Raw genomic sequence first — 25,265 nt, forward strand, 5'->3', positions numbered from 1 at the left:
AAGGTTTGATCTTCGCAGTCAACTGAGGGGTTATCGAAGGCTCCCGTTAACATTTGCTGGGTAGGTTCATAGGGTGACTTCCGTTATCGCTCCGCATCTCGTGGCCCCTCCGGTGCCCGGACGACGCCTGTGGCGACGGCTTTCACCCGCCTGGTCGGCGGGTCTCGTGGGCCTCGTGGCCTTTTTGGTATCGTTCGCCTGGTCCTGGCAGCCGTCGTATTGGGGCGATGAGGCGGCCAGCGTCATGTCGGCCGAACGATCGCTCCCCTCGCTGTTCGGCATGCTCGAGAACGTCGATGCCGTGCACGGCCTCTACTACCTGTTTCTGCACGGCTGGATCGACCTGTTCGGTGCGTCCGAGCTCGCCACCCGGCTGCCGAGCGCGATCGCGATCGGCGTCGCGGCTGCGGGAACGGTGGTTCTGGCGCGATTCTTCATGGGGTCTCGGGTTGCCATCGCCGGCGGACTGGTCTTCGCGATCATTCCGCGGGTGACCTATATGGGCTCCGAGGCGCGATCCACCGCCATCGCCACGGCCATCGGGGTCTGGCTGACCGTGCTTCTCGTGCACGCTGTCCGAAGCAGCGCCGGGAGTCGGCGCCGGCAGATCCTGCTCTGGGGTTCCTATTCCGTGCTGCTCGCGCTCGGCATCTACGTCTTCCTGTTCCTGGCGCTGCTGCTGCCGGTACACGCGGTGGCGGTCCTCGTTCTTGGCGGCCGGCATCCGCTGTGGCGCAGCGTTTTCTTCTGGGTCGGCGCAAGCGCGATCGGGCTGCTGCTGGCCGCCCCGATAGTGCTGGCGGGCTCAGCGCAGCGGGAACAAATCGCGTTCATCGGCCGACGACCCCAGGTCAGCGTGAGCGAAGCGGCCGTCACGCAGTGGTTCGACACCATTCCGGTGGCGATCATGGCCTGGTCGCTCATTCTCGTGGCTGTGATCGCGGTATTCCTGCGCCGCCCCGGCAGGCCTCTTTCGGCCGGCCTGCCGCGCCGCACGGGACTGACAATTTTTCTGGCCTGGATGCTGGTGCCGAGCGCGATTCTGCTCATCGGCACCCACCTGATCGCGCCGATGTATTCGTTGCGCTACCTCTCGCTCTGCGCCCCGGCGGTGGGCATTGTGATCGCCGTGGGCGTGGCGGCACTGGCCAGCAATTGGTTGCGCGTCGCGAGTGTCCTGGCCCTCGTGGCCGTGATCGTGCCCGCCTATGCGGTGCAACGCGGTAACTACGGCAAGAATGAGGGCAGTGACTGGCGCCAGGCAGCCGACATCATCGCCGCCCGGGCAACGCCGGACGACGGCGTGGTCTTCGACCAGAGCGTGCGCCCGTCACGCCTGCCCCGGCTAGCTATGCATCTCTACCCCAACGCTTTCGCCGGACTGCGCGACGTGACCCTGACCCGCCCGTACGCTGACACGACCTGGCTGTGGGACGAGGTCGCACCTCTGACCGACGTGCTGCCGAGCGTAGTGAACCTCAACACGGTGTGGCTGCTGCAATACTCGGGGAGTGCAGATTCGCGGAAAGAAACGGATGTCCACACGCTTCAACTCCAGGGTTTCCGCGTCGCCGACACGACACTGGTCAACCGCACCCGCATCATCGAAATGACGAGGTAACGTCGTGCCCACCACCACCAACACGCTGGTACTCGTACCGACCTATAACGAGGCCGAAAACATCGCCTCGATCGTGGATCGACTGCGCTCCAGCGTGCCCGAGGTGCACATTTTGGTCGTCGACGACGCTTCGCCCGACGGCACCGGCACCCTCGCCGACGCGATCGCGGCTCGGGATTCCAGCGTTCACGTGCTGCACCGCACCGAGAAGACCGGCCTCGGCGCGGCGTACCTCGACGGCTTCGGCTGGGGCCTCGGCCGCGGCTATACCCGGTTGGTGCAGCTCGACGCGGACGGCTCCCACCTGCCGGAGCAACTCGCCACGCTGCTCGATGCCGCCGTCACGGCTGACGTCGTGATGGGCTCACGCTGGGTTCCCGGCGGGGCCATCGAGAATTGGCCCTGGCACCGGCGCGCACTCTCCCGCGGCGGCTCCTGGTATTCCCGTCTGCTGCTGCGGCTGCCGCAGCGCGACGCCACCGGCGGTTACCGGGTTTACTCGGCCAGGGCACTCGAGCGTATGGACCTCTCGAGCGTCGACAGCCTCGGCTACTGCTTTCAGATTGAGATGCTGCTGCACGCGGTGCGCGCCAACCTGCGCGTCGTCGAGGTGCCGATCACCTTCGTCGAGCGGGTACGCGGATCGTCGAAGATGAGTCCACGCATCGCCATCGAGGCGATGGCTCGGGTCACTCTGTGGGGCGTGACCGGAATGGGCATCAGCCGGTCCGGCGCGCGGGAGGCCGCCGCGGCCGCACGCGGAGCCTGAATCGGAAACATTTCGGGTGTTTGAGTCAATTTGACTATATGATGGATCCAGCAGTTAAAGTCACACTGACCTTTACGACTGGATCCCCGTGCTGGAGCACCACCTGACCGAGAAGAGTCTGCTGGAACGCGGCAGCGCGCAGGCGACCCTGGCGGTTTCGACCGTGATCTTCGCCCTGCGCCCCGACGACGAGTCGGGCCTGAAGACACTCTGGCTCCCGCTCGTGCGCCGCACCCGCGACCCGCACCGAGATCTCTGGGCGCTGCCCGGCGGATGGCTGCCGGCCGACGAAGAGCTCGCAGCCGCTGCCGGTCGCACCCTGCGCGAAACCACGGACCTGTCGCCGCGCTACCTGGAGCAGTTGTACACGTTCGGCGATATCGACCGCTCCCCCGGCCTTCGCGTGGTCTCCGTCGTGTACTGGGCGCTGGTGCGTTCGGAGGTCGCGGAGCGAGCATCCGTTGGTGAAAACGTTCGTTGGTTTGCCGCGGACCAGCTGCCGCCGCTGGCGTTCGACCACAACCGCATCGTGGAATACGCCCTCTGGCGGCTGCGCACGAAGGTCGAATACGCCCGCATCGCGCACGCCTTTCTCGGCGACACTTTCACCCTCGCCCAGCTGCGCGACGTGCACGAGGCCGTGCTTCAGAAGGCGCTCGACCCGGCCAACTTTCGTCGCTCGATGGAGTCGAGCGGCACCCTGATCAGCACCGATCAGCACGTGGCGGGTGCCCGCCACCGGCCCGCACGGCTTTACCGGTACGACGATCGGGCCAACGAGCACGACCCGCCGGGACCAACCCGCTAACTCCCCCCACCCCTCTTCATTCTCAAGGAGCACGACCATGACTATTCCTTCGGTCGAGACCACCATTCGTCTCATCGGCACCGGCAAAGCCGCCGGCAGCACGTGCAGTCCCGATCTGGCGACTGCGCCGTGGGAATTCGACGCCGGCACCCCCGGTTATGGCCCCGGCTCCTCGATGGGCGACGTGATTCCGGCCGGATCCCCCCGTCAGGGCGCCCTGCCGGAGCGCTACCGCACCGCCTCACCCGAGGAACTCAGCGCCCGCATCGTCGAGGCCAAGAACGTGCTCGGCGACTCGGTCGTGATTCTCGGCCATTTCTACCAGCGCGATGAGGTGCTGCGGCACGCCGATTTTGTGGGCGACAGCTTTCAGCTCGCCCAGGCCACGCAGAGCCGCCCCGACGCGGCCGCGATCGTATTCTGCGGCGTGCACTTCATGGCTGAAACCGCCGACCTACTCTCCGGGCCCGATCAGGCCGTGATTCTGCCGAACCTGGCTGCCGGCTGCTCCATGGCAGACATGGCCGACATCGACTCGGTCACCGAGTGCTGGGAACAGCTCGAGGAGCTGTACGGCATCGGGGCGGATGCCTCCGGCCGGGTTCCGGTGATTCCGGTCACCTACATGAATTCCTCCGCCGCGCTCAAGGGCTTCTGCGGCGAGCACGGCGGCATCGTCTGCACCTCGTCGAACGCCAAGACCGTGCTGGAGTGGGCGTTCGAGCGCGGCCAGCGCGTTTTGTTCTTCCCAGACCAGCACCTCGGTCGCAACACCGCCAAGGCCATGGGCGTGCCCCTGGAGCAGATGCCGATGTGGAACCCGACCAAACCGCTCGGCGGCAACACGGCTGCCGAACTCGACGAAGCCCGGGTCGTGCTCTGGCACGGTTTCTGCAGCGTGCACCGCCGCTTCACCGTGCCGCAGATCGACGCCGCCCGCGCCGATCACCCCGGCGTGCGGGTCTTGGTGCACCCGGAATGCCCGATGGCGGTCGTCGACGCTGCCGACTCGGCCGGTTCCACCGACTTCATCGCGAAAGCCATCGCCGCGGCCCCCGCCGGCACGACCTTCGCGATCGGCACCGAGATCAACCTCGTGAACCGGCTGGCTGCCCAGCACCCCGAGCACGAGATTTTCTGCCTCGACCCGGTGATCTGCCCCTGCTCCACCATGTACCGCATCCACGCTGGCTACCTGGCCTGGGTGCTCGAAGCGCTCGTCGGCGGCGGCGAGGCACCGGGCGAAGTTCTCAACCAGATCACGGTGGCCTCCGATGTCGCCGGTAACGCCCGGGTGGCCCTCGAGCGGATGCTGGCGGCCCGGCCGCCGGTTCTGGTCGGCGCCTGATGTCATCCGTTCTCGTCATCGGGAGCGGCCTCGGCGGCCTGCTGGCCGCTGTGCGCGCAGCGGATGCCGGGCACCGCGTGGTGCTCGTCACCAAGTCGGTGCTGCCGGAGAGTAATACCCGGTACGCGCAGGGCGGCATCGCCGCTGCCCTGTTTCGTGACGACTCGGTGGACGCCCACGCGCTCGACACGCTGCGCGCCGGCGCCGGACTGTGCGACCCGGCTGCGGTGCGAGTGCTCTGCGAAGAGGGACCGGCGCGGGTGCGCGACCTCATTCGGTTCGGCGTGGACTTCGACCGCGACGAATCCGGGGTGGCTCGCGGACTGGAAGCTGCACACTCGCGCTCCCGGGTCGTGCACGCCGGCGGTGACGCCACCGGCGCCGCGGTCGAAGCGGCGCTCGTCGCGACCGTTCGGCGCCGGGCCGCGATCGAGGTATGGGAACACACCATGCTGGTCGACCTGCTGGTCGACGACGCCGGCGCAGCGAGCGGCGCCCGGGTACTCGGCCCCGACGGCGTGCAGCGCTCGCTCGAAGCCGACGCCGTGATTCTCGCCACCGGCGGTGCCGGCGCCCTTTATACGCACACCACCAACCCCGCGGTCGCCACCGGGGACGGCGTGGCGGCGGCGTGGCGGGCCGGGGCATCCGTTACCGATCTGGAGTTCTACCAGTTTCACCCCACCGCCCTCGCGGTGCCCGGCACGCCGCTCGTCTCGGAGGCGGTGCGCGGTGAAGGCGCCGTGCTCAGAAATCAGCTCGGCGAGCGCTTCATGCTGGCCGAGCACCCCGACGCCGAACTCGCCCCACGCGACGTCGTCGCCCGGGCCATCGCCCGCCAGATGGAACGGCAGGGCGGCGCCCCGGTGTTGTTCGACGCGACCGCGCTCGGCCGCGAGCTGCTCGAAAACCGGTTCCCCACTATCACTGCCGCCTGCCGTGCCGCGGGCCTGGACTGGGCGGTCGAAGCCATTCCGGTGGCCCCGGCCGCGCACTACTGGATGGGCGGCGTCGAAACGGATACCTGGGCTCGCACCACCCGGCCCGGCCTGTTCGCCGTCGGCGAGGTTGCCCGCACCGGGGCGCACGGTGCCAACCGGCTCGCCTCCAACTCGCTGCTCGAGGCCGCCGTCTTCGCCGACCGCGCGGTGCGCGCGCTGGACCAGTCCTGGCCCACCGGCTCGGAAGGTCACGCCCACTCGCCGGTCTCTGCCTTCTCACACCATTTCGACAAGGCGATCCGCTCTGCGGATCTCTCCCACCCGTCGGTCGAGCCCGTCGAGACCGCCATAGGATCACCGTCAGCCGATCGAGCAACGCTGGTCGACCGCGTAACACTCCAGCAACTCCTCTGGCACTCCGCCGGGGTCCACCGCTCCGGCGCCGGCCTGGCCGCAGCCGCCGCCAACCTCGCCGAGTGGACAGCCCCCGACCCCGCCAGCACCGCGGTCGCCGCCCTCGAAGACCGCAACCTGCTCGACCTTGGCCGCCTGCTCGTGACCGCCGCCCTCGCCCGCGAGGAGTCGCGCGGCGCGCACTACCGCTCCGACTTCGCCGAGACCCGGCCCGAATTGGCCCGCTCAGTCTCGCAAGCACGCAGCTCCCAGTCACGCCCGCAATCACTCGAACTCGTTCCGGCCCAGGAGGCCATCGCATGCTGAGCAATCACTCCATCAACGTTGTCGTGCAAGCCGCCCTCGACGAAGACGCCCCCTGGGGCGACCTCACCTCGGCCGTGCTCATCCCCGAGGATGCCGTCGCGACGGCCAGGCTCGAAGCCCGCGAACCCGGCGTGTACAGCGGCAGTGCCGTGTTCACCGCCGCCTTCGCCCTCACCGACCCCCGCATCGAGGTACGCCAGTTCGTCGCCGACGGTGACCACTTCGTCGCCGGCGCCACGCTGGCCGAGGTGACCGGCCCGGCCCGCGGCATCCTGCAGGCTGAACGTATCGGGCTCAACTTCGTGCAGCGGATGAGCGGAATCGCCACCCTGACCGCCCGGTACGTCGCCGAGACGGCCGGCACCAAGGCCCGCATCGTCGACACCCGCAAGACCACGCCGGGCCTCCGCGCCCTGGAACGCGCGGCCGTGCGCGACGGCGGCGGCCACAACCACCGGTTCAGCCTGTCCGACACGGTGATGGCCAAGGACAACCACCTCGCCATCCTCGCCGCCGGGCCGCTCGGCCTCACCGAGGCACTGCGTGCCGTTCGCGCTCGTCTCTCGCACACCACCCACTTCGAGGTAGAGGTCGACCGGCTGGACCAGATCGAAGGCGTGCTCGCTGCGGGCATCGACACGATCATGCTCGACAATTTCAGCCCGGAAGACCTGCGTACGGGCGTGCAGCAGGTCGCCGGTCGCGCCATCGTCGAAGCCAGCGGCGGAGTATCGCTCGAGACCGTACGCGACATTGCGGCATCCGGTGTCGATGTCATCTCGGTCGGAGCACTCACGCACAGCGTGCACTCGCTCGACCTCGGCCTCGACGTGGCCATTCGGGTGAACACGCCGGCTGGGTTTGCTCTCTGACCCATGATTTACCTGGATAACGCCGCGACGACCCCGGTGCGCCGCGAGGCCCTCGAGGCCATGTGGCCGCACCTCACAAGCGGCTTCGGCAATCCATCGAGCCACCACCAGGTCGGTGAGGCCGCCGCTGCCGCCCTGCTGGAGGCGCGCCGCAGCGTCGCCGCCTCGCTCGGCTGCCGGCCCGGCGAGGTCACGTTCACCAGCGGCGGCACCGAAAGCGACAATCTCGCGATCAAGGGCGTTGCCCTCGGCGCCCCGCGCGGCCGCCACATCGTGACCACTCCGATCGAGCACGAGGCTGTGCTCGACTCCTGCGACTACCTGCGGCGGCTGCACGGTTTCGAGATCACCCTGCTACCAGTGGATGCCGCCGGCCGCGTCGACCCCGCCGACCTGGCCCGCGCGCTCCGTTCCGACACGACCCTGGTCTCGGTGCACTACGCCAATAATGAGGTCGGTACCGTGCAGCCCGTGGCCGAACTGGCCGCTGTCGCGCAGGGTGTGCCGTTCCACACCGACGCGGTGCAGGCCGGCGGTTGGCTCGACCTGAACGTGACCACACTCGGCGTGGACGCGCTGAGCCTCTCCGGCCACAAGCTCGGCGCTCCCCCCGGCATCGGCGCGGTTTTTCTGCGCGGACGCCTTCCGATCGAACCGCTGCTGCACGGCGGCGGCCAGGAGCGCGGCAAACGCAGCGGCACCGAGAACGTCGCCGGAGCGGTCGCCCTCGCCGTCGCCCTGCGCCTGGCCGGTGAGGAGCGCGTACTCGCCGCCGCCCGCACCAGCACTCTTCGCGACGAGTTCATCAGCACCGTGCTGCGCGACACGCCCTCGGCCCGGCTCACCGGCCACGCCACTGAACGGCTGCCGGGCACCGCGTCGTTCGTATTCCCGGGCACGAGCGGCGAGGCGGTGCTGCTCGAGCTTGAGCAGCACGGCATTGTCTGTTCGAGTGGGTCCGCCTGCGCGGCCGGCAGCAGCGAGCCCTCGCACGTTCTCACGGCCATGGGCCTCACGGCCGAGGTCGCTCACACTGCGGTGCGGTTCGCGCTGGGTGTTGGCACGAGCGCGGCGGACGCGGTCGAGGCGGCGGCATCCGTTCGTGCAGCGGTCGCTGCGGTCGCCAGCCTCGGTGCCTGACCCGCCTCCTGACAGCGTCGCTATGACCTGATAATGTCATGACAACTAGCCAAAGCTCTTGGCTTGTCAGTGAGGTGTCAGGTGAGCGCGCAGGAAGAAAACGTCCTCCCTATGGGAATGTTCATGGATCTGGAGCGATCCGGGCCGATTCCCCTGTACTTTCAGGTTTCGCAGCGCATCGAAAAGGCCATCCTGAGCGGTGAACTGCCCGCCGGGTCACGGCTCGAGAACGAGGTCGCGCTCGGCCAGCGACTGGGCCTCAGCCGGCCCACCGTGCGCCGCGCCATCCAGGAAATCGTCGACAAGGGTCTGCTGGTACGTCGCCGCGGCATCGGCACCCAGGTCGTGCACGGCCAGGTCACCCGCAGAGTCGAGCTGACCAGCCTCTACGACGACCTCACCAACACGCACAAGGTGCCGTCCACCCACCTGCTCACGCTCGAATCCCAGCCAGCGGATGCGAAAACCGCCGAGCGTCTCGGCGTCGACGAGGGCAGCCCCACGTTGCACCTGCGCCGCGTGCGCCTGGCCGACGACGTGCCCGTCGCCGTAATGGAAAACTGGCTCCCAGCGGAATTCATCGGTATCGAGCCCACTGATCTCGTCGCCCACGGCCTCTACCAGGTGCTGCGTTCACGCGGCGTGACGATGCGGGTGGCCCGCCAGCACATCGGCGCCCGCAAGTCCACCGCCGAAGAGTCAGCGCTACTGGAGATCGAGAAGAGCTCAGCCCTGCTCACGATGGACCGCACGGCCTTCGATAATTCGGGCCGCGCCGTTGAGTTCGGGCAGCACTGCTACCGCCCCGACCTCTACTCCTTCGAAGTGACCCTGGTCGAAAAATAGCCAGCGTTTCGGAAACCGTGCAACGAAGACTGGCCGCCTGACCCCCCAAGGTCAGACGGCCAGAATTCTTTGTGCAGCCAGCGTGGTTCAGGCGCGGGCGAGCTCGTGGGCGAGGGCGTCGAGTTCCGCTCCGCCAGCCATGAGCTTCGTCATCTCCTCGATGGTAATCTCGCTCTTCTTGAAGTCCCCCAGGCTGGTTCCGCGTTTGAGCAGCAGGAACCGGTCACCGACGGGATAGGCGTGGTGCGGGTTATGCGTGATGAATACCACGCCAAGGCCGCGGTCGCGCGCCTGGGCGATGTATTTCAGCACAACGCCGGCCTGCTTGACGCCCAGAGCCGAGGTCGGCTCGTCGAGGATAACGACCTTCGCGCCGAAGTACACGGCTCGGGCGATGGCCACCGACTGGCGCTCACCACCCGACAGGGTGCCGATGGGCTGGTCGACGTCGCGCAGGTCGATGCCCATCTTGGCCAGCTCTTCCTTGGTGATCCGGCGCATCCCCTTGACGTCCAGCTGGCTGAACGGACCAAAACCTCGGGTCAGCTCGGAGCCCAAAAAGAAGTTGCGCCAGACCGGCATGAGCGGAACTACGGCCAGGTCCTGATACACCGTCGCGATGCCCAGATCCAGGGCTTCACGCGGGCTGCCGAAGGTGCGCTCGACCCCATAAGCGAGGAGCTTGCCGTGGGTGTACGCGTGGGCCCCGGACAGAATCTTGATGAACGTGGACTTGCCGGCACCGTTGTCCCCAAGAACGCAGAGGACCTCACCGACACCGACCGAGGCCGACACACCCTGCAGCGCCAGAATGGAACCATAGGTCTTGCCGATGTCCCGAACTTCAAGAATCGGCGGGTCAGCGGATGCCTGTGCGTCTGTCATGAGCGAACTCCTGCCTGGCGGCGTACATAGAGGTTGACGAGTACGGCAAGCAGCAGCATGCCACCGAGGAACGCTTTGAGCCAGTTATTGTCCCACTGCGCGAACACGATGCCCTGCAGGGTCATGCCGTAGATCAGGGCACCCAGAGCGGCACCGATGGCCGATCCGTAGCCGCCGGTCAGCAGGCAACCGCCAACAACAGCGCAGATGATGTAGATGAACTCCTGGCCGATGCCGGTCGTGGCCTGCACCGTTGACACGTCGAACAGCTGGAGCATTCCGACGAGCCAACCAGCGCCAGCCGTGGTCATGAAGAGGCCCATTTTGACCTTCATGACCGGCACGCCCACCTGGCGCGAGCTGGTGATCTGGCCACCGACCGCGAAGATCCAGTTTCCCGAGCGGGTACGAAGCAGAATCCAGGTGGCCAGCGCGGTTAGGGCGATCCACCAGACGATGGAGATTTTCACGTCCATGCCAAGGAGTGCGAACGAGGAACCGAAGAATACCTTGACGGCATCGAAGCCGGGTACGGCGCTCATGCCCTGAATGGAGACCGTACCGGTGATGATCTTGGTGACCGCCAGGTTCACCCCCTGCAGAATGAAGAAGGTGGCGAGGGTGACGATGAAGCTCGGCAGCCCGGTCTTCATGACCACGAAGGCGTTCGCCGCACCGATTGCCAGTGCGATCGCCAAGGCGATCACGAGGGCGAGCCAGATGTTGACGCCCCACTCGGTCGTGACGATTCCGACGATGAGTCCGGTCGTACCGACCATGGCCCCGGCGGAGAGGTCGAACTCCCCGCCGATCATGAGCAGGGCCACGGCGACGGCCATGATGCCGAACAGTGATGCGGAGTAGAGCCAGGTGGCCACGCCGGCAGGAGTCAGAAAGGCCTGGGTCGAGACCGAGAAAAAGATGAAGATGGCGAGGGCGGCCACCGCCGCGCCGACCTCGGGTCGGCGCAGCAGCGTGATGATCAGACCGGCGGGCTTAATCCGTTCGTCGGTAACCGCGGGTGCGGTACGGGTCATCGCGTTCCATTCTTCGCGAACTTCGCGACCTGCTCCGCGTTGTCCTTGGTGACGAAGCCGGGGCCGGAGTAGACCGGCATGCCGCCACCGACGACGTCGCCATTGCGAGCCTGCAGGGTGAGGAAGGTCACCGGCAGGTAGCCCTGGGAGTACGGCTGCTGGTCAACGGCGAACAGAATCTTGCCGTCGAGGATGAGCTGGGTGACGTCGGAGGACACGTCGAAGGTCGCGAGTTTCGCCGAACTGGCCGCTTCTTCGATCGCCTGGCTGGCCGCTACAGCGATACCCGGGTTCAGGGTGAGGACGCCATCGATGGACGGGTCAGCCAGAAGGCTGCTCTTGATCGTGTTCTGGGCGTCGGCGACGTTCGCGACGTCGACCTGAACGTTGGTGACGCTGCCGCCGAGGGTGTCAGCTGCGCCCTTGCAGCGTTCTTCCAGTCCGGTGTTGCCGGCCTCGTGAATGACGCAGATGACGTTACTGACATCGGCAGCGGCGAGCTGCTCGCCCGCACCCTGACCGGCGATGAACTCGCTCTGACCGACGTGGGTCTGGGCACCGAATTCCCGGGACTGTTCCAGGCCGGAGTTGATCGTGATCACCGGGATACCGGCGGCGACGGCCTTTTCGACGGCGTTCTTGACGCCGTCCGGGTTGGCCATCGAGACGATCAGACCGTCGGGGTGAGTCGCAACGGCGGCGTCGATGAGCTGGCTTTGCTTGACCGGGTCACCATCGCCCTGGTAGGTGACAGTGGCGCCGAGGTCTTTTCCGGCCTGCTCCGCACCACTCTTGACGACGTCCCAGAAGGTGTCTCCCGGGGAGCCGTGGGTTACGACGGCGATCGTGACCGGGTCGCCCGAGGCCGCAGCGTCGGTGGTGGCTGCCGTGTTCGTTGTGGACGTGCAACCGGTGAGGGCGAGCGGCAGGACGACGAGCGCCGCCATCCAGCGAGATTTGAGCTTCATAAGTGGATCCTCCATTGGATACATTGTGACTGAGGCGGTGCCGTGTGTGGTGCGGATTGTGATGTCGGTCGTGAAGAGTCTTAGGGAGTCGCCAAACCGGCGATGAAATCGATGCTGGTGCGCACATCCGCGAGTGGGCCCTGGCCCTCTGCCGGGTTCTCGGTCAGGATCGTGTCCTGCTCGAGCACGTAGTAGCCCGCATAGCCGGCCCCTTCGAGGAAGGTGACAATTGCCCGGATGTCAATGTCACCGGTACCGAGCGGTGTGTACAGGCCCTGGCGCACCGCATCGGTGTAGGTGAGTTCCTTGCGCTGCACCTTCTCGGCCAGGGCTCGGCGCACGTCTTTGAGGTGCACGTGGCTGATCCGAGTGGCGTTGTCGCGGGCCAGTTCGACCGGGTCGGTCCCGCCGATGAGCAGGTGTCCGGTGTCGAGGCACAGCCCGATCTGTGAGCCGTTCAATACCCGCTCGACGTCATGGCTCGATTCGATCATTGTTCCGACGTGGGGGTGAATCGAGGCCACCACGCCGCGGGCGGCCGCGGTCTGCACGAGCCGATCGAGGTTGGCGAGAAGTGTGTCCCATTCCTGCTCGCTCAGCGTCGGGCGGGAGTCGTAGCCGACCTGACCGGTGTCGGCCGAGAGAACGAGGCGGGTCGCCCCCGCTGCCAGAAACGAGTCGAGTTCGGCCTCGATAGCCGGAACCGGGTCGTTTCCCGCGTCGTGCAGCACAATCGGAACGAAACCACCGACGGCCTTCAGACCGGCAGCCGCCAAGGTTTCGGCCTTGTCGATCGGACCAGACGGAAGAAAACCCTCGGGACCGAATTCGGTGGCCACGACGCCCAGGTCGCGCATCTCACCGAGAACACGCTCAGGCGCGAGCTGAAACCCCCAGTCGGGAACCTCGCAGACCCCCCAGGAAATCGGTGCGGCAGCGATGCGGCTCAGGAGATGAACGGATGCTTCTGCCACGGTCATCGCCTGACTTCATCGAGGCGCACCAGGCGTCCCTCGGCACGGGACAGTTCGGCGGCCTCGGCGATGTACAGCGCTTCCAGTGCATCCCGAGGGGTGCACGGGCTGACGGTCTCGCCCGCGGCGACGGTGACGAATCGGGCCAGCTCCGCAGCGTAGGCGGAAGCGAACCGCTCCTGAAAGTTGGGCCAGGCAGACTCTCTGGGAAAGCTGACGCCCGGCTCTGCACTGGTCAGCGGAACGCGCTCGTCGATTCCGACCGAACGGTTTCCGAGGCTTCCGGACAGTTCCATGCGCACGTCGTAGCCGGCACCGTTGTAACGTGAACCCTGCACGGTAACCAGGGTTCCGTCATCGAGTGTCAGCAGAGCAGCGGATTCGTCAACGTCACCGGCATCACCGAAGAAGGAGGCGCCGCGGTTGGCACCGGTCGCGAAGACCGTAGCGACCTCGCGGCCGGTGACCCAGCGCAGAATGTCAAAGTCGTGAATGTGGCAGTCGCGGTAAATTCCTCCGCTGGTGGGAATGTACTCGGCCGGGGGCGGCGTCGGGTCGCAGGTCAGCACGTGCATCCGTCGCAGTTCGCCGATGTCACCGTTCTGCAGGGCGCGCTTGGCCTCGGTGTAGCCGGCGTCGAAACGGCGCTGGAACCCGATCTGAACGGGAATGTCGTGACGCTCGACCTCCTCGACGAGCGCGATACTCGAGCTGAGATTCTCGGCGAGGGGCTTCTCGCAAAACGTCGGGATGCCGGCGCGCACGGCCCGCACGATGAGCTCGGCATGGGCCGAGGTCGGCGCGGCAATGACGATGCCGTCTGGCTTCGAGGCGAACGCCTCGTCGATCGTGGCGGAGGCCGAGCCGACCGAGGCCGCCGCGGACGCAGCGCGGGCCGGATCGAGATCCGCGATCAGCAGGTCGGTGACTCCGGCCTGCGCCTTCAACGTGCCGACGTGAGAGAGCCCGATCCTGCCGGCTCCCAGAACTACGAATCGCACTTTATAGCCTCCACATTAAGTTTGTTTTAATGTCCTAATGTTGTTGCTTTTGACCACGGTATACGCTTGCCAAGCGGTCGTCAAGGCTTTGTCTTAACATACTTACAAATCTTGGTCGGATGAGCTAGGACCCCAGATAGGGGCGTTGATTCTCACGTTGCGCCACATAATCACGGCGCGCCTGCGTCGTGCTGTCCAGGACCGACACCTCGGCCACAGGAACGTCCCACCAGCTCTCCGTGTCCGGTGAGAACAGCAGGGGGTCACTGTTGACATGAATGAGCGTCGCTGTCACGGAGGCCTTCGCCCTGGCCACGGCCGCGGCCAGATCAGCGATGGCGTCTGGCCCGGGCTCGACCCTGATCACTGAAATACCCAGGCTGGCCGCGTTGGCCGCCAGGTCGATCGGCAGCGTCGCATCCGTTTCAAAGTTGTTGTGGGCCGTGTCGCGAAAACGATACTGCGTGCCGTACCGTTGCGACCCCACGGTGTCACTCAGATGACCGATCGAGGCGTAGCCGTGGTTCTGCACCAGCACGATGATGACTTTGACGCCCTCAGCCACCGCCGACACGATCTCGGTGTGCATCATGAGGTACGAGCCGTCGCCGACCATGACGATCGCGTCACGGTCGGGGGCAGCCCGGCGCACGCCGATGCCCCCGGCGATCTCGTAGCCCATGCAGGAGAAGCCGTATTCAACGTGGTAGCCGAGTTCATTTCGCACCCGCCACAGCTTGTGCAGGTCGCCGGGCAGCGAGCCGGCCGCGCAGACGACCACGTCGCGCGGGTCTGCGGCGTGCTGCACCGCGCCGATGATTTCCGACTGGGCCGGCAACGGCCGACCACTCGGGGTGACGGCCTCGTCGACCACCGCGTTCCACTCCGCTTTCTCCAAGCGGATGCGATCGGCAAATTCGGCGTCGACCCGGTAGCGATCGAGACCCTCGGTGAGTTCCAGCAGCGCTTCCCGGGCATCCGCTACCACCGCGATGGCTGCGCCATGCTTAATCGCGTCGAAGGACGCCACGTTGATGTTGACGAAGCGCACGCCGGGATGCTGGAACGCGGTGCGGCTGCCGGTAGTAAAGTCACTGTACCGAGTGCCGATTCCGATGATGAGGTCGGCGTCCCGGGCGATGCGGTTGGCGGCTGTCGTTCCGGTGGCGCCCACGGCGCCGAGGCTCTGCGGGTGGTCCCAGACGAGGGAACCGACGCCGGCCTGCGAGGTGCCAACCGGAATGCCGGTGTGCAGGGCGAAGGCGGCGAGCGCCGCTGCGGCGTCGGAGTAGATGACGCCGCCGCCGGCCACGATCATGGGGCGCTTGGCCTCACGGATGGCGCGCACGACCTGGTCGATGACGCCCCGATCCGGCCGGGGGCGACGGATGCGCCACTCCCGATCAGCGAGAAACTCCACCGGCACGTCCAGAGCCTGTGCCTGCACGTCCTCGGGGAGGCACAGCGTGACGGCGCCGGTTTCTACGGGGTCCGTCAGCACCCGCAGGGCGCCGATCGCGGCCGAGAAAAGCTGTTCGGGGCGCTGCACCCGGTCGAAGAAGCGCGACAGCGGTTTGAAGGCATCATTCACGCTGATGCTCGCGTCGTGCGGCAGTTCCAACTGCTGCAGCACCGGGTCGGCCACCCGGGTGGCGAAGGTGTCGGACGGCAGCAGCAGCACGGGCAGCCGGTTGATCGTGGCAAGGGCGGCCCCGGTCAGCATATTGGTGGCACCGGGGCCGACCGAGGCGGTGCAGGCAAAGGTCGACCGACGTCGGCGCATCCGGGCGAAAGCCACCGATTCGTGCACCATTCCCTGCTCGTTGCGCGCTTGATGATACGGCATGAGGGTTGGGTCGTCCACGGACAGCTGCTTGAGGGCCTGGCCGATGCCGGCGACGTTTCCGTGACCGAAGATGCCGAAGGTTCCCACGATCGTTCGCTCCCGCACGTCGCCATCAACGGTGTACTGGTGCGCTAGAAACTCGATGAGGGCCTGGCTGACTGTCATGCGACGAGTAGTCACTGCGTTGTGTCCTTTCGGTGGTACCTGTGGAAGTCAGGAAGTGTAGGGAAGTCGGGAATCGAACTCCTGGCCCGACCAGGTGCCCCGAATCCAGCCGTGCGCCGGATCATCGCTGATGCGCCACGAGCGGTCGGGGTCAGGGCCCGCCATCACGTTGAGGTAATAGAGGTCGTAGCCGGGCGCTGCAACGCAGGGGCCGTGCCAGCCGAAGGGCACGAGGGCAACGTCGCCGGTGTGCACTTCGGCCGAGATGTCGATATCTCCGGCTTCGGATGAATAGGTGCGCATGAGACCGAACGGGCGCGCCATCTCCGGCGCGACCTGGCCTCGGGTGACGTTGCTCTCGAAGTAGTAGATCTCCTCGAGCCTCGACTCCACGCCCTCCCGGTACTCGTCGTGCTTGTGCGGCGGGTAACTCGACCAGTTCTCGGCCGGCGTAATCACCTCACACACGATCAGCCGGTCGGCCGCGAGACTGGCCGGGGTGCCGAAGTTGTGTACCTGCCGGCTGGAGCGACCCGCCCCGCGCAACTCGATCGGGACATCCGCTTTGGGGATATAGGCCACCGGAAGCGCCTGATCGGTCGGCGCTTCGGCCACCGCGATCCGCCCAGCGCCTTCTATCGAAAGAGCCGTGCCGGTGGGCAGGTAGAGGGTGTCGGTCGGGCCGTGAAAAACGGATGCCCGTCCCGCGAGAACCTGCACCCGCGGCTCGGTCTCCCCCGCGAGGGTGTAGCGCACCGTGAACGCCCCGGCGAGGGGCACTACGATGCGTTCGACGGCCTCCGCCGCCAGCTGTGCTGAGCCACCCTCGGACACCGCGGCGACGCGGATGCCGGTGTAGCGCCATCCGCTGATTGCGGTGTCGACGACGGTTTCCCAGCCGTCACGCTCGAGGGAGCCCCGGGCATAGAACCAGTCGCGCGGGTGAGGGGCAGCGGATGGCGTTGTCATGCCGTGGCCTAGGCGTTCTGCGGGAAGCCGAGGTTGATGCCGCCGTGGCTCGGGTCGAGCCAGCGGCTGGTGATGGCCTTGCCGCGCGTGAAGAAGTGCACACCCTCTACGCCGTGCGCTTTGGTGTCGCCGAACAGTGAGTTCTTCCAGCCACCGAAGGAGAAGTACGACACGGGCACGGGGATCGGAACGTTGATGCCGATCATGCCCACCTCGATCTCGTTCTGAAAACGGCGGGCCGCGCCGCCGTCGTTGGTGAAGATGGCGGTTCCGTTGCCGAACGCTCCGGAATTGATCAGGTCGACGCCCTCTTCGTAGCTCGCAACGCGTACCACTGAGAGTACCGGTCCGAAGATCTCCTCCGTGTACGCCTTGGAGGTCACCGGCAGGGCGTCGATCAGGGTCGGGCCGAGCCAGAATCCGTTCGGGTCGCCGTTCACCTCGATGCCGCGGCCGTCGACGACGATCGTGGCGCCGTCTGTGGCGGCGATGTCGATGTAGCTGGCGACCTTGTCGCGGTGCACCTCGGTGACCAGCGGGCCCATGTCGCAGGAACGACGGCCGTCGCCGACGGTGAGGGTGTTCATGCGGGTGACGATCTTTTCGATCAGCACGTCTGCGACGGGTTCGACCGCGACGATGACACTGATGGCCATGCAGCGCTCCCCCGCGCTGCCGAAGCCGGCGTTGATGGCCGAGTCTGCGACAAGGTCAACGTCGGCGTCGGGCAGCACGAGCATGTGGTTCTTGGCTCCGCCGAGAGCCTGCACGCGCTTGCCGTGGCGTGTACCGGTCTCGTAGACATACTGGGCGATCGGGGTCGAGCCGACGAAGGAGATGGCCTTCACGTCGGGGTGCTCGAGCAGGCCGTCGACGGATTCCTTGTCACCCTGCAGCACGGTGAACACACCGTCGGGGAGTCCGGCTTCCTTGAGCAGCTTGGCCATCCAGATGGCCGCGCTCGGGTCCTTCTCGCTGGGCTTGAGGATGACGGCGTTGCCGGCCGCGAGGGCGAGCGGGAAGAACCACATCGGCACCATGGCCGGAAAGTTGAAGGGGCTAATCACGGCGACAACGCCGAGGGCCTGGGGGGTGGAGTAGACGTCGACACCGGTAGAGACATTCTCGGAGTAGTCGCCCTTGAGCAGGTGCGGGATGCCGCAGGCGAATTCCACGACCTCCTGGCCACGCGAGATCTCGCCGAGGGCGTCGGAGAGCACCTTGCCGTGCTCGCTCGTGATGATCTCGGCCATTTCACCCTTGCGGGCGTTCAGCAGTTCGCGAAAGCTGAACAAAACCTGCTGGCGCTTGGCGATCGACAGGTCGCGCCAAGCCGGGAAGGCGGCCTTGGCGCTCGCGATGGCGGCCGCAATCTCGGCCTGGTCCGCGAGCGACACGTTCTTGCTGACCGTGCCGAGGGCAGGATCGAAGACCGGCGCGGTGCGGCCGGAAGTTCCTGCTTGTTCTTTTCCGTCGATCCAGTGCGCAACGAGGGCCAGGTCTGTTGCTGTTGTAGGCAAAGTGAACTTCTTTCTGAACGAGAGTGGATAGGAGTTTTAGGCGCCGTGCACGAGTTCGGCAGCGGTATCGATGGCCGCCTCGACGTTGCCGTCGCTCGGGTAGAGCAGGCTGCGGCCCACAACGAGGCCGCGCACGCCGGGCAGCCCGAGGGCGTTCCGCCAGGAGTCGAACGTTTCTTCCTGTTCGCCGACCGGGTCACCGCCGAGGAGCAGGGTCGGCAGGGTGGTGGCGGCCATAACGCGAGCCATGTCGGCAACGACCGGCAGCTTCAGCCACGAGTAGGCGCTGGAGTTGCCGAGGCCCTCGGCGATGGCAATCGAGAGGATGACGGCATCCGTTGTGAGGTCGTTCTTGACGCGACCATTGGCCCAGGAGCTCATGAACGGTTCGAGCATAATGGGAATGCCGCACTTGGCCGCTTCGCTGACGGCGAGCGCTGTCGCCTCGAGGGTAGCCAGCGAGCCGGCGTCTTCGAGGTTGATCCGCACGAGGTTCTTGGCGAAGTCGAGCCGGTCGCGCTTGATTTTGTCGATGTCGTAGGCGGTGTAGCGGTCGTCCATCTCGAACGACGAACCCCAGAGCCCGCCGCGGTTCATCGAACCGACCACGATCTTGTCGTCGAGCAGACCGAGCAGGGCCAAGTCGTCGATGATGTCGGGGGTGCCCAGCACGCCGTCGACGCCCGGGCGGGAGAGCGCGGTGGCGATGCTTTCAAGCAGGTCATAGCGGTTGGCCATGGCGTTGGCATCGTTGCGCACACCGAGCGCACCGCGGGCGCGGTGGTCGGCGGCCACGATGAACAGGCGCCCGTCGCCGCGAATCAGCTCGCGGCGGGTGCGGCTGGCAAGAATTTCGCCGATGCGCTCGGGCTGCGTCGCGCGGGCATGCCGCAGGGCGTCGAAGTCCAGCGTGGTCATGCTGACAGTCCCTTCAGAATTTCTTCAACGTCCGTGGTCGTGGGCATTGCTGTCGAGCATTCGCGGCGGCCGGCCACGATGGCGCCGGCCACGTTGGCGAATTGCAGAATACGGCGCAGCGGCCAGTCCTGCAGCAGTCCGTAGCAGAGTGCCCCGCCGAAGCTGTCGCCGGCGCCGAGGCCGTTGACGACGTCGACGAAGTACGGCGGCACCTCGACGGTTTCGGTGCGCGTTTTCGCGAGCACGCCCTTGGGACCCTGCTTGACGATGGCCAGTTCGATGCCGCGTTCGAGCAGTGCGTCGGCGGCCCGAAGCGGTTCGGTCTCGCCGACGGCGACTTCACACTCTTCCTTGTTGCCGACGGCAACAGTCACCTGGCCGAGGGCGAGTGCCACCTGGGCGCTCGCCTCTTCGGGTGAGGCCCAGAACATGGTCCGGTAGTCGAGGTCGAGAATGGTTAGCGGGCTGCGACCACGAGCCTGCCAGGCCGCGAAATGAGCGGATCGGCTGGGTTCTTCGCTGAGGCCGGTGACGGTCGACCAGTAGATGCGGGCGTTCTTGATGGCGTCCAGGTCGAGTTCGTCTGCATTGATGACCAGGTCGGGAGCTTTGGGTGCCCGATAGAAATAGAGGGGAAAGTCGTCGGGCGGAAAGATCTCGCAGAACACGACCGGCGTGTTCAGGTCGGGCACGCCGGAGACGAACTCGTCGCTCACGCCGAGGCGGCGGAGCTCCTGGTGAATGTAATTGCCGAAGGGGTCGTTTCCGGTGCGGGTGATCACCGCTGAGTTCAGTCCGTGGCGCGCAGCCGCGACGGCGACGTTGGTGGCGCTGCCCCCGAGGTACTTGCCGAAGGTCGAGACATCTTCGAGGCCGACACCGTCCTGCAACGGGTAGATATCAACGCCGACGCGGCCGATCGTGAGCACGTCGTGGGGGGATCGCGGTGAAGTCGTCATACGCCGATGTACAACTTTCTGAACTAGAAGTGGTCGGCTTGTCGCCGTTCCTCCACAGTAGCGCCCATTGAGCTTAATGTCATGACATATTCACAATAAGTTTTTCAGAGCCAGCGCGGTGCCGCCGGAACGGGTGTCTCAGCTGAAGAAATGCTCCGCGTCGTTCGCCCCGTCGCCCAGCCCGTGAGGTTGGCGAGACTCCCGGAGACAACGCTCGCAGCGTCGTCATCACCGATGGTTGTCGCGTAGGGTGCAGCGACGACTAAACGGATGCTGCCCGCCGGCCACAAAGGTGGTGGCTGCTCGCGCATCGGCCAGCTCGGTGTCGATGGCCATGGTCGCGTCATTGCTCATGACGGCAACGCTACGGCACTGCCACGGATAAGGAGACCGGCACGAAAAAGCCCCCGGAACCAAGGGTTCCGGGGGCATCTGTTGCGGGGGCAGGATTTGAACCTACGACCTCTGGGTTATGAGCCCAGCGAGCTACCGAACTGCTCCACCCCGCGCTACAAGAACAAATTTAGCACACCCTGAAAGCACGGTTGACCACTTTGGGTTGATATCGCCAATTGGGCACCGAATCTGCATCTCTAATGGCATCAAACACCATGGAATGGCTCGCCGCAAGGAAAATATTCAAAAGCCCCCTCCCGCGGCGCAGCGCACAAAGGCCGCAAGCCCCCACCCGAGACGGGTGAGGGCTTGCGTCCGGTTGTTCGGGGTCGAACTACTCGCCGAGCAGGGCGAGCATGCTCGCGATCGTCTGGGAGAGCTTGGCGTCCGCCGTGCCGTAGTCGGCGAAGTTGCCGGCGGCGAGTGCGGTTGCCTTGTCGGCAATCGCGGTCTTGGCGACGGCGAGCAGCGACTTGAGTTCAGCATCCGTTGCCGGATCACCGGTCGAGGTGCTGGGCACGTCCGTGCCCGTGGCCGGCGTCTCACCGGTCGCACCACCCGTGGCAGCCGTGTCCGGTACGGCCGTGTCACCGGCCGTCGCACCAGAGTCGCCGCCGAACAATACGTCGAGGGCACCGTTCAGGGTATCTTCGAATGCGATCTGATCACCAAAGGCCACGAGCACCTTCTGCAGCAGCGGGTAGCTGGTCTCACCCGTTGACTTCACGTAGACCGGCTGCACGTAGAGCAGTCCGCCACCGACCGGGAGGGTTAGCAGGTTACCGTTCAGCACGGTCGACGATCCCTGCCGCAGCAGGTTGAGCTCGGTCGAGACGGTCGGGTCGGCGTTGAAGACGTTCTGCACCTGGCCGGGACCGGGCACGGTGCCGTCCTTGGGCAGGTTGAGGAGTCTCAGCTGGCCATAACCATCCGCTCTGACACCGTCTACTGATCCAGCGTCGGCGTCCACGGCGAGGTAGCCGTAGAGCACGTTACGACTGGATTCACCGGTCGCTTCCGGCTGGAAAGTGGAGTACATCGAGAACGACGGCTTGTCCGATCCGGGTACCTGCATGGTGAGGTAGTACGGCGGCTGCAGGGTGGGGTTGGTCGCGGGCGAGTCGGGGTCGTTCGGCGAGATCCACGCGTCGTCCTTGGAGTAGAACGAACCCGGATCGGTGACGTGATACTGGCCGAGGATGGCCCGCTGCACCTTAAACAGGTCGGCTGGGTAGCGCACGTGGCTCATCAGGTCGCCGCTCATCTCGCTCATGGGCTTGAGCGTGGAGGGGAAGATCTTCTGCCAGGTCTGCAGCAGCGGCTCGGTGTCATCCCAGGCGTAGAGGGTGACCTCGCCGCTGTAGGCGTCAACCGTGGCCTTGACCGAGTTGCGCATGTAGTTGATGCTGTCCAGCGCATACGGCTGAGCCGGCGTCTGCGTGTCGGCGATGGCGTCGCTCAGGCTCACCGGGGTCGAGTACGGGTAGCTCGCCGACGTGGTGTACCCGTCGACGATCCACTTCACGCGCCCGTCGACGACCGAAGGGTAGGCGTCGGAGTCCAGTGTCAGGTACGGCGCAACTTTTTGCACGCGGGTCACCGGGTCACGATCGTAGAGAATCTCTGACTTGTCGTTGACCGACGCGGCCAGGAAGATCTGCTCGGACTGGAACTTGAGCGCGTAGATGAGCTTCTTGAACGCGTTGTCGAGTTTCGGTCCGCCGTCGCCGGAGAACGTCGTATAGGTCTGCCCGGCACCCTCGGTGCCCGACGGATAGTCCAGCTCGATCGGATCGACGCCGTCTTCGGCGCCGACGATGGAGTACTCGGGCGAGGTCTCGCCGAAGTAGATGCGCGGTTCGAAATCACCGAGCGCACCGCTCGTGGGAATGCCGGATTCGAGGAACACGGGCTGCCCGTCGACCGAGCGCTGGTTGCCGTAAGCGGCCACCACACCATAGCCGTGGGTGTAGACGGTCTTCGAGTTGACCCAGGTGTTACCGGTGTTCAGGCCGTCAAGGTTGAGGTCACGAACGGCGACGACGGTGTCCTGCGACACGCCGTCGATCATGTAGCGGTCGACATCGAGATTATTCGGGAACTGGTAGTACTGGCGGAACTGCTCGAGCTGGCCGAACGAGTCACTCACCAGTGCTGGGTCGAGGATACGGATGTTCGCGGTGGTCGCGGCGTCGGCACGCAGGGCGCCCGGCTCGGCGGTGGTCTTCGCGTCGTAGGCGATCTCCTCGATGTTGGCGACGCCGTAGGCATCACGCGTGAGGTCGATATTGCGCTCGATATACGGGGCCTCGAGGGCCTTGGCGCTCGGCTCCACCTGGAAGCGCTCGACGACCCAGGGGTAGAGCGAGCCGATCAGCAGGCTCGACACGATCAGCAGCGCGGTTCCGATGACCGGCAGGCGCCAGCGGCCGATGATGGCCGTGAGAATGAAGAGCAGGGCGACGACGGCGGCGATGCCGGCCAGAATCGCACGGCCGGGGATGGTGGCGTTTACGTCGGTGTAGCCGGCACCGGTAATGAGCGAACCCTGGTTGGTGAGGGTGGAGTACTGGTCGAACCAGATACTCACTGCCTGCAGCAACAGGTACAGCGCCGCAGTGACGGCGATCTGCACACGTGCTGCCTTGGAGATGAGCACCTCGCGGCCGGACACCCGAATGGAACCGTAGAGGTAGCTCGTCGCGACCGTGACGAGGGCCGCGATGAGCACCACAGCGGATGCAAAGGCGAGCACGGCCTGGTAAAACGGCAGGTCCATCAGATAGAAGGAGATGTCAAAGTTGAACTGCGGGTCAACGCGCCCGGTCTCGGTGCGGTTGAGCCACATGAGCACGGTCTGCCAGCGGGTGGCTGCGGCCACACCGGCGAAGAGGCCGAGCAGGGCGGGAATACCGTACATCGCAAGGCGACGCAACGGCTCAATGACCTGCTGGTAGCGATCAAGCTGCGAGTTGAGCTTCGCGTAAACCGGGCGCAGGCGGTAGGCCAGCTGGATGCTCACCCACACCGGCACGGCCATGGCGACGAACCCGATCAGGAACAGCACGCTGCCGGCGATCCACTGGGTGGTCAGCACATTAAGGAACCCGAGTTGGTCGAACCACAACACATCGGTATACAGTCCGGCGAAGATAAAGAACAGGATCACCAACCCTGCGATAATTGCTGCGGTGATTGCTAGCGGGGCTCGGCTGCGCCGTGGGGCGTTGTCGGCTGCTGATGAACTCACGAATTGGCCTCTTGCGCTCAGTCGTTGGGTACAGGGTGATCATTGACTACATGATCAGGGTCAGCCTCCATCTTACTTAAGCGCCCCTGAGAGAGTCATCACTGCCACGCGTCGAGGGGACTATAATCTTTCGCTATTTAACCGGGCAGGTGGGCAGGTCGCTCGTGTCGCCGGTCTTGATTCCCTCGAGGGCCGTGAGCGCCTGATCGAGCGTCGAAACCGAGAACACGGTCAGACCATCGGGGATATTGCCGGTCACCTCGTCGCAGTTGTCCGCTGGGGCCAGAAACCAGGTTGCTCCACTCTCAAGTGCGCCGTGCAGTTTCTGCTGGATGCCGCCGATCGGTCCCACCGCGCCGGACTGATCGATGGTTCCGGTGCCGGCCACGTTTTCGCCGCCCTGCAACTGGCCAGGGGTGAGCTTGTCAATGATGCCAAGCGCGAACATCATCCCGGCACTGGGGCCGCCGACCTTGTCGAGTTGAATCTGCACCTCGAACGGAAAGTCATAGGTGACCGACACGTTGACTCCGGCCACCACCGTTCCGTCGTTGTCGATCGGCGTGACCGAGACGGTTTGCGCGACACCGCCGCGCAGGATGTCGATGCTCGCCGCCTTATCAGCGCCGTTGACCTGCAGGGCAGCGCGCAGTTCGGCGACATTGGCCACCGCTTGGCCGTTCACCGCGGCGATCTGGTCCTTGCGCTCGATGACTCGCGCGGCCGGAGAACCATCGGGCAGGCTGACCACCGTGACCGTCGTGGGGTAGTCGTAGCCGAGGTGCGTGAGTGCGGCGGCGATGGCATCCTGTTGGGAATTGATCATGTCGGCGCTCGACTGCGCGTCGCGCTGCTCGGTACTGACGTTCTCGGGAAAGACCTGATCAATGGGCAGTACGGCCTCGCTCGGATCGAGCCAGGCTCCGGCAACCGTGAGCCAGCTCGGGCGGTTCTCCCGATTGCCGAGCAACGACACGGTGAGCAGATCCAGCGTGCCCTTGGTCGGGTAGACCGTCTCGTCGGGGATGGTGATGAGCAGCGTTTCGACGTCATCGGCGTCGGTGGCAGAGCCGAGGGTGTTGAAGACCGGGCCTGGCTTCTCGATGACGTAGGGGGCCGGCATGATACCCAGGATCACCCCGGCGACGAGTGCGATCAGCAGCGCCATCCAGCCGAACGATGGGCGCCGGCGCCGTGCACTGGTGGGTGCCGGTGAGTCATGGGTGAAGAGAGCCACCGTGCTCCTTCCGTGTTGGTACTGGTCTGGTTACGGGTCGTGTTCGCGACGGGCGCACAGCAAGCCCTTCAGCCT

21 protein-coding genes and 1 tRNA gene are annotated in these 25,265 nt (G+C 65.8%); 8 read left to right on the forward strand and 14 right to left on the reverse strand.

Annotation, left to right across the window (positions count from 1 at the left end; genetic code table 11):
- Positions 1–73 precede the first annotated feature (73 nt).
- The 8 genes from CXY78_RS10035 to CXY78_RS10070 all read left to right on the forward strand — a co-directional run bounded on the left by CXY78_RS10035 (position 74) and on the right by CXY78_RS10070 (position 9,065).
- On the forward strand, positions 74–1,621 hold the full coding sequence (locus CXY78_RS10035; RefSeq protein ID WP_140425693.1) for a glycosyltransferase family 39 protein: 1,548 nt from the start codon (positions 74–76) through the stop codon (positions 1,619–1,621).
- 4 nt (positions 1,622–1,625) lie between these two features.
- A complete protein-coding gene (locus CXY78_RS10040) occupies positions 1,626–2,390 on the forward strand; it encodes a polyprenol monophosphomannose synthase (protein WP_198412786.1) in 765 nt (254 codons plus the stop codon).
- A 91-nt stretch (positions 2,391–2,481) separates the two neighbouring features.
- Entirely contained in the window at positions 2,482–3,198 is a 717-nt protein-coding gene (locus CXY78_RS10045; protein ID WP_369827300.1) for an NUDIX domain-containing protein, read from the forward strand.
- A 37-nt stretch (positions 3,199–3,235) separates the two neighbouring features.
- Positions 3,236–4,546, forward strand: a complete 1,311-nt coding sequence (gene nadA, locus CXY78_RS10050) for a quinolinate synthase NadA (RefSeq protein WP_092341506.1) — start codon at positions 3,236–3,238, stop codon at positions 4,544–4,546.
- Positions 4,546–6,207, forward strand: coding sequence for an L-aspartate oxidase (nadB, locus tag CXY78_RS10055; protein WP_104089256.1), 1,662 nt, complete (start codon positions 4,546–4,548; stop codon positions 6,205–6,207). Before nadA ends, nadB begins: the two co-directional genes overlap by 1 nt.
- Positions 6,201–7,079, forward strand: a complete 879-nt coding sequence (gene nadC / locus CXY78_RS10060) for a carboxylating nicotinate-nucleotide diphosphorylase (protein ID WP_092341508.1) — start codon at positions 6,201–6,203, stop codon at positions 7,077–7,079. The genes nadB and nadC overlap by 7 nt, the downstream gene beginning before the upstream one ends.
- Before the next feature lie 3 nt (positions 7,080–7,082).
- The gene (locus CXY78_RS10065; RefSeq protein ID WP_092341509.1) at positions 7,083–8,219 is read left to right on the forward strand and encodes a cysteine desulfurase family protein; all 1,137 of its coding nucleotides are present in this window, start codon (positions 7,083–7,085) and stop codon (positions 8,217–8,219) included.
- A 123-nt stretch (positions 8,220–8,342) separates the two neighbouring features.
- Positions 8,343–9,065 carry a GntR family transcriptional regulator gene (locus tag CXY78_RS10070; RefSeq protein WP_369827293.1) on the forward strand — a complete coding sequence of 241 codons (723 nt, stop codon included), beginning with the start codon at positions 8,343–8,345 and terminating at the stop codon, positions 9,063–9,065.
- An 87-nt stretch (positions 9,066–9,152) separates the two neighbouring features.
- Here CXY78_RS10070 and CXY78_RS10075 read toward each other — a convergent pair whose 3' ends face one another.
- From CXY78_RS10075 to CXY78_RS10135, 14 genes are all read right to left on the reverse strand, one after another.
- Positions 9,153–9,950, reverse strand: coding sequence for an ATP-binding cassette domain-containing protein (locus tag CXY78_RS10075; RefSeq protein ID WP_104089257.1), 798 nt, complete (start codon positions 9,948–9,950; stop codon positions 9,153–9,155).
- Positions 9,947–10,987 (reverse strand): ABC transporter permease, encoded by a 1,041-nt coding sequence (locus tag CXY78_RS10080; RefSeq protein WP_092341512.1) that lies wholly within the window; start codon positions 10,985–10,987, stop codon positions 9,947–9,949. Before CXY78_RS10080 ends, CXY78_RS10075 begins: the two co-directional genes overlap by 4 nt.
- Positions 10,984–11,955 carry a sugar ABC transporter substrate-binding protein gene (locus CXY78_RS10085; protein ID WP_233197405.1) on the reverse strand — a complete coding sequence of 324 codons (972 nt, stop codon included), beginning with the start codon at positions 11,953–11,955 and terminating at the stop codon, positions 10,984–10,986. The genes CXY78_RS10080 and CXY78_RS10085 overlap by 4 nt, the downstream gene beginning before the upstream one ends.
- 80 nt (positions 11,956–12,035) lie before the next feature.
- Positions 12,036–12,935, reverse strand: a complete 900-nt coding sequence (locus tag CXY78_RS10090; protein WP_092341514.1) for a TIM barrel protein — start codon at positions 12,933–12,935, stop codon at positions 12,036–12,038.
- Positions 12,932–13,930 (reverse strand): Gfo/Idh/MocA family oxidoreductase, encoded by a 999-nt coding sequence (locus tag CXY78_RS10095; protein ID WP_104089259.1) that lies wholly within the window; start codon positions 13,928–13,930, stop codon positions 12,932–12,934. Before CXY78_RS10095 ends, CXY78_RS10090 begins: the two co-directional genes overlap by 4 nt.
- A gap of 124 nt (positions 13,931–14,054) precedes the next feature.
- A complete protein-coding gene (iolD, locus tag CXY78_RS10100) occupies positions 14,055–15,941 on the reverse strand; it encodes a 3D-(3,5/4)-trihydroxycyclohexane-1,2-dione acylhydrolase (decyclizing) (RefSeq protein WP_104089260.1) in 1,887 nt (628 codons plus the stop codon).
- Between the two features lie 48 nt (positions 15,942–15,989).
- Complete coding sequence (gene iolB, locus CXY78_RS10105) at positions 15,990–16,910, reverse strand: 5-deoxy-glucuronate isomerase (protein ID WP_104089262.1); 921 nt, start codon at positions 16,908–16,910, stop codon at positions 15,990–15,992.
- 8 nt (positions 16,911–16,918) lie between these two features.
- Complete coding sequence (locus CXY78_RS10110) at positions 16,919–18,430, reverse strand: CoA-acylating methylmalonate-semialdehyde dehydrogenase (RefSeq protein WP_104089263.1); 1,512 nt, start codon at positions 18,428–18,430, stop codon at positions 16,919–16,921.
- A gap of 36 nt (positions 18,431–18,466) precedes the next feature.
- On the reverse strand, positions 18,467–19,348 hold the full coding sequence (locus CXY78_RS10115) for a class I fructose-bisphosphate aldolase (protein WP_092341519.1): 882 nt from the start codon (positions 19,346–19,348) through the stop codon (positions 18,467–18,469).
- Positions 19,345–20,307, reverse strand: a complete 963-nt coding sequence (gene iolC, locus CXY78_RS10120; RefSeq protein ID WP_104089265.1) for a 5-dehydro-2-deoxygluconokinase — start codon at positions 20,305–20,307, stop codon at positions 19,345–19,347. Before iolC ends, CXY78_RS10115 begins: the two co-directional genes overlap by 4 nt.
- A 228-nt stretch (positions 20,308–20,535) precedes the next feature.
- Positions 20,536–20,661 carry a hypothetical protein gene (locus CXY78_RS21855; RefSeq protein WP_255410030.1) on the reverse strand — a complete coding sequence of 42 codons (126 nt, stop codon included), beginning with the start codon at positions 20,659–20,661 and terminating at the stop codon, positions 20,536–20,538.
- A gap of 81 nt (positions 20,662–20,742) precedes the next feature.
- Positions 20,743–20,816 (reverse strand) — tRNA-Met (locus tag CXY78_RS10125).
- Between the two features lie 221 nt (positions 20,817–21,037).
- Complete coding sequence (locus CXY78_RS10130) at positions 21,038–23,953, reverse strand: UPF0182 family protein (protein WP_233197404.1); 2,916 nt, start codon at positions 23,951–23,953, stop codon at positions 21,038–21,040.
- 133 nt (positions 23,954–24,086) lie between these two features.
- On the reverse strand, positions 24,087–25,190 hold the full coding sequence (locus tag CXY78_RS10135) for a PDZ domain-containing protein (protein WP_104089266.1): 1,104 nt from the start codon (positions 25,188–25,190) through the stop codon (positions 24,087–24,089).
- Positions 25,191–25,265: the final 75 nt, after the last annotated feature.

This window comes from Cryobacterium sp. N19, assembly GCF_002929595.1.
GTDB classification, from domain to species: domain Bacteria; phylum Actinomycetota; class Actinomycetes; order Actinomycetales; family Microbacteriaceae; genus Cryobacterium; species Cryobacterium flavum.